3 protein-coding genes and 1 pseudogene are annotated in these 3989 nt (G+C 59.3%); all 4 read left to right on the forward strand.

What is annotated here, in order from left to right; all coding sequences use genetic code 11:
- A pseudogene (locus JNK99_RS07420) lies at positions 1-187 on the forward strand (IS66 family transposase); the annotation flags it as partial.
- 27 nt (positions 188-214) lie between these two features.
- The gene (locus JNK99_RS07425; RefSeq protein WP_291850838.1) at positions 215-355 is read left to right on the forward strand and encodes a hypothetical protein; all 141 of its coding nucleotides are present in this window, start codon (positions 215-217) and stop codon (positions 353-355) included.
- The gene (locus JNK99_RS07430; RefSeq protein WP_291850841.1) at positions 348-3152 is read left to right on the forward strand and encodes a TrlF family AAA-like ATPase; all 2805 of its coding nucleotides are present in this window, start codon (positions 348-350) and stop codon (positions 3150-3152) included. Before JNK99_RS07425 ends, JNK99_RS07430 begins: the two co-directional genes overlap by 8 nt.
- A 9-nt stretch (positions 3153-3161) precedes the next feature.
- The coding region (locus tag JNK99_RS07435) for an ATP-binding protein (protein ID WP_291850843.1) at positions 3162-3989 on the forward strand (828 nt) is incomplete at its 3' end.

The raw sequence follows: 3989 nt of genomic DNA on the forward strand, positions 1-3989 counted from the left end.
TTCGCGCACCATCAGCCACGGCACACGCTCTGAAGAGGGGTCCCGTGCCTTCGCTTTCCTCGCCAGCCTCATCGAAACCTGTCGCCGTCGCGGAGCATCCGCCTGGCAATACCTCGGCACCGTCATCGCCGCCGCTCGCAAGGGTTTGCCGCTTCCCACGATTCCCGCCATCTCGGCAAACGTGTAGGGGAGTGAACGATTACGAAGGGGTGAGATGAATCCAAGAACCGAGAGATACCCATCCGAAACCTTTCGCGTGCTCAAGAACAACGAGACGCGGGAATTCGGGGAGTACCACACGGCGCGGCATACACTGGCGGCACGGAACAAGCTGGAGGAAAACAAGAATGGCTGAATATCAGGGAATGCGCTGGCTCAAGTGCGACTTCCAGGTTCAAACACCTGAAGACAACGCCCATTGGCTCGACGACGATCTGCGGCTTGGGAATCCGCGCCGGCCGATCGTCGATGGCGTTCCCGACGAAAGCGGCATACAGAACAAGGCGCGCGTTTTCCTTCGGCGCTGCCATGCCCTTGGGTTGGAGATCGTAGGCATTACCGACCACAATTTTTCCGAGAAGGCCGAGCCGCGAGATTGGTTCCTGACGCATCTGGTCGAACAGAATGCCAGCGTGGCGCAGGATCTTGATTTACCGCCGCTCCATATTCTGCCGGGATTCGAAGTCGACATTGGCTTTCATGCGCTATGCCTCTTTTCACCCGCCAGGAAGATGCGGGACCTCAGGCGGGTGAGCATGATTTTGACCAAGCTGGGATTGGCGGACAACCAGCGATTCAGGAACAACAGACCGGAGCCGCTGCGCTACAACGATCAGACGGTGAGCCTCAAGCGCCTTCTCGAAATGGTGCAGCGGGAACATGGCGGTATCGTCATCGCCGCCCACGCTGACGAGAAGGACGGGATTCTCCACGACGCCCGACACATCAAGGACTATCAGTTATCCGATTTGCTCGCCATCGAAGTCACCGCGAACCCGCTACAGCACAAGTATCTCGATATTCTGGAGGGACGGAATCATGATTGGGCTCGCCGTGGCAGCCAGCCGGCCTATGTCATGTCTTCGGACGCAAAATCGTTGAAGGTTGATCAAGACGGCAAGCCGCTGGCGAATGCGCTGGGCTATCGTTTCACGTGGGTGAAGATGTCGAAGCAGTCGGTGGAGGCATTGCGACAGGCATTTCTCGATCCCGAATCACGGATTTGTCTTCAGCCCGATCGTCCGTCGGATAGACAGACCCACCCGCGGATTCGAGGGGTGCGAGTGACCGGCCTGGAATTCCTTGCCGACCAGGAGCTTGTCCTTTCCGAAAATCTGAACACCGTCATCGGCGGCCGGGGTAGCGGCAAGTCAACGCTGCTCGAATGCCTGCGCTTTGCCTTCGGGCGGGAGAAGGATGCAGGCCTGTTGGCGCCGATCCGCGCCAAGGTGGACAGGATCGCAGGCACCTTCACCCAGGAGACGGAAATTCTGGTCGATTGGGAGGGAGTTCCCGGGCAGGTGGATACGATTGCCTTGCAGCCGCGGCGCGGTAAGCATGAACTGATCGCCGGGGAAGCCGCGGATTTTTCGACCTACCTGCGCCATATCCCCATCCAGTTTTTCAGCCAGCAGCAGCTCACGGACCTTGCTTCTCCCGGAAAGAACAGCCTGCTGTTGATGCTCGACGATGCCTGCGGGCCGGAACTGCAAGGGCTCAAGGCGAAGGAAATCACGTCGCGCACCGAGATCGCGCAGTTGTTCGCGGCGAAGGATCGCCTCGACGCGGTACGAGCCGACATTGCGCGCCTGAATCAGGAAATCGGCGAACTCAACCGGCAGTGGCAGGCGCGCAAGGACGTGCAGCAGGAAGCCGTCAAGCAACAGCGTGCCCAGGCCGCTCGACGCTATCTGGATCAGGTTCGCAACAGAATGACAGAAGAATCGGCTCGGATCAGGGGGCTGGCCGATGACATCGTGGAATCCCACGCGCCGTTGGGTTCCGAGGCCGACAACTGGCCCCATCCCGAATGGTTCAAGCGCTTCGATGCACGGAGCGAAAAGCTGAACGCGAATATCCATGCGGCGCTGCTGCGCGCGGCAGATGACTTTGAGCGTAGTGTCCACGCTCTGTTCGAGGGTGACCGCGACTGGCCGCAGGTGAGCGGCGATCTGGATGCAGCGCAGGCCCGTTTCGCCGATGCCTGCCGCGAGCGCGGGCTGAATCCGCAGGACGTCGCCCGCATGCAGGAGATCGATAAGCAACGGCAGGCCAAGCAGGCCGAGCTGGCGGGGCAGGGCAGGCAGGAGAAGCTGCTTGGCGAGCAGGTCGGAAAGCTGGATGCCAAGCTGGAAGGTCTGTTCGATTTGTGGCGACTGCAACACAAGGTCAGGGCCGATTTGGCCGCGACCATCAACCGGAGAGTACGGAACACCATTGTGGTACTGGTGGACTACATGGGCGACATATCCTCATTTGCGGCTGCCTGGGGATCGCTAGCGCCGGATGGACGTTCCCGACTTGGAAAATATTGGGCTGATCTGGGAGAAAAGCTGTTCCATGCTTTCCGAGTGCAGGAGGAATACGTTACCCCATGGGAGTACATTAGAGCGATTGCAAGGCAGATAGAAGCGTGCGAACTGGATATCGCAGAATACGCCGAAGACATGGCGAATCACTTGCAAGGCAATATGAAGAAATGGCGCGATGTGCGCCTGACGCGGGTCGCCGATCTGGTCGATATCGAGCTGCGCAGGGTCGAAGGCGGTATAGTGGGCCGCATCAGCGACGGCAAGTTGTCGGAAGGCCAGCGCAATACGGCCGTGCTCAACCTGCTGCTGGCGCATGGCGACGGGCCGATTGTCATCGACCAGCCGGAGGATGAGCTGGATTCGAATTTCATCTATCAGGACCTGGTGCCCCTGTTGCGCAAGGTGAAGTCCGAGCGGCAGTTGATCATGGCGACCCACAACGCCAACCTGCCGGTCAACGGCGACGCCGATCTGATTTACGCGCTTGAGGCGACTGAGGGCCACGGACGGGTACGTACGCAGGGGGGGCTCGATCGTGCCGACGTTGCTCGAGCGGTGCTCGATATCATGGAGGGTTCCGCGGAGGCGTTCCGCCGTCGCCGCGAGAAGTACCATTTTTGAGGATGCAGCATGTATGACGAAATTGCCGATCTGCTGAGCGAAATCGCTGCCGGCGAAGATACCTATCTGGAATTCAAGGAAGCCAGATTTCATGGCAATCAGGTGCGTTTCGCCTCCGAGGAGGGGCGAGCGGCCGCGACCATTGCCGAGGTATTCGTGTCGATGGCGAATACCGAGGGTGGCGTCGTCCTATTCGGTGTGAACAAGGAGCGTGCCGTAATCGGGGTTGATGCCGGAAATCAGGATGTGCTCGAACAGTTCGTCGTGAATTGTGCAGTCAACAACTGCGTACCCGAAATCGACCCGCGTCTCGATTGGGTGATGCTGCCGGATGAAGGAGGGGTGCAGCGGCTTTGCCTGAAGGTGGATATCCCGAAAGCTCGCTTCTACGTTCATCAGACGACGGACGGGCGGTTCGTCAAGCGGGTTGGAAGTCATCGACACCCGATTCCAGCCGAACAACTGGGGCGCATGCTGACCTTGCGCAGGCTCCTGATTCCTTTCGAGGAGCGGCCAGCCTTTTCAGCACGGCTGGACGATTTCGACACCGGCCGCTTCGATGCCTATTACCGCGAACGTTTCGGCAGGCCGCTTGCCGAATCCGGCCTGGCTCTGGAGCGCTTGCTGTCCAACCTGAAACTGGCTATCGATGTGGATGGCGAATGGCGCTTGACCAATCTGGGTGTATTGCTGTTTACCGACCAGCCCACCCGGTTTCTCGCTGGCGCATTTGTCGATCTGGCCGTTTATGACCATGCTGTAGCGGATGGCAATACGGCGGATTCCCGCAAGATTACGGGCACTCTCCCGGATCAGATCGACAGAACGCTGACCTAC

The sequence above is a fragment of the Accumulibacter sp. genome, assembly GCF_016789985.1.
GTDB lineage: Bacteria > Pseudomonadota > Gammaproteobacteria > Burkholderiales > Rhodocyclaceae > Accumulibacter.

Excerpts from the sequence above, each read along its gene's own strand:
- JNK99_RS07430 (WP_291850841.1), top strand. The coding sequence starts at position 348 with ATGGCTGAATATCAGGGAATGCGCTGGCTCAAGTGCGACTTCCAGGTT.
- JNK99_RS07425 (WP_291850838.1), top strand. The coding sequence starts at position 215 with ATGAATCCAAGAACCGAGAGATACCCATCCGAAACCTTTCGCGTGCTC.